This window comes from Heliobacterium mobile (assembly GCF_009720735.1).
Classification (GTDB): domain Bacteria; phylum Bacillota; class Desulfitobacteriia; order Heliobacteriales; family Heliobacteriaceae; genus Heliobacterium; species Heliobacterium mobile.
On the sequence record NZ_WNKU01000122.1, the window covers coordinates 1 to 725 of the forward strand.

At 50.2% G+C, this 725-nt stretch carries 1 protein-coding gene; it reads right to left on the bottom strand.

Annotated elements, in window-relative coordinates; all coding sequences use genetic code 11:
• A partial coding sequence (locus tag GJ688_RS20065) for a hypothetical protein (protein ID WP_170292183.1) occupies positions 1 to 725 on the bottom strand: 725 nt, incomplete at both ends.

The following is a 725-nucleotide window of genomic DNA, read 5'->3' on the forward strand; positions in this document are numbered from 1 at the left end:
GATACGGAAGCCCGAATTTGCTGGAATCCTTCCTCAAAGCCGGGAGCGAGTTTGCCAATCAAGCCCACCACCGGGCTGAGGGCGTTCAGCACTGAATCCAAGACGGAATAAACAAATCTCCGAAACTGGTTAAAGCCGATTTCGGCATGGGTGAGCATCGCGGTGATATAGGCAGAAATCAGGTTGACCACCGAATAGGTCTTTTCCCGAATCCCGCCCCAATCTTCTGTCCATGCTTGATAAAGTACATAACAGGCCGCCACGACTACAGCGATGATGCCTGCGGTTAGATACAACAGGCCGTTTGTGGTGGCCAGAATGGCGTTTACGATTCCTTGAGCCTCCATTACGGTGACAACCACCGCTTTATAAGCACCCCATAAGGCAGTGACGAACGAAAGAATTCGAAAGGCGGCAAACCCGGTGGTCACAGCGAGAATGATCGTACTGATGAGTCCCCAATGATCGGCAATTTCTTTGGCGAGCGAAAGCATGACGCCCCCAAACCAAAGTAGCGTTTCGTAAGCCCTGTCAATTCCGCTTTGAATTTTCTGTACCCACGCATCCAAGCTACCCTCTTTTTTCAGTTGCTGAATGGTTTTCAGGAGGTTATCCAAGGCGTCGGTTAGCTTGGTAAACAGCGGTTTCGTCAGTTCCCCGAGGGTTGACGAAATAAAATCTTTCAGGGTTGACGTCATTCCGGTGAAGGACTTGCCTAACTTATC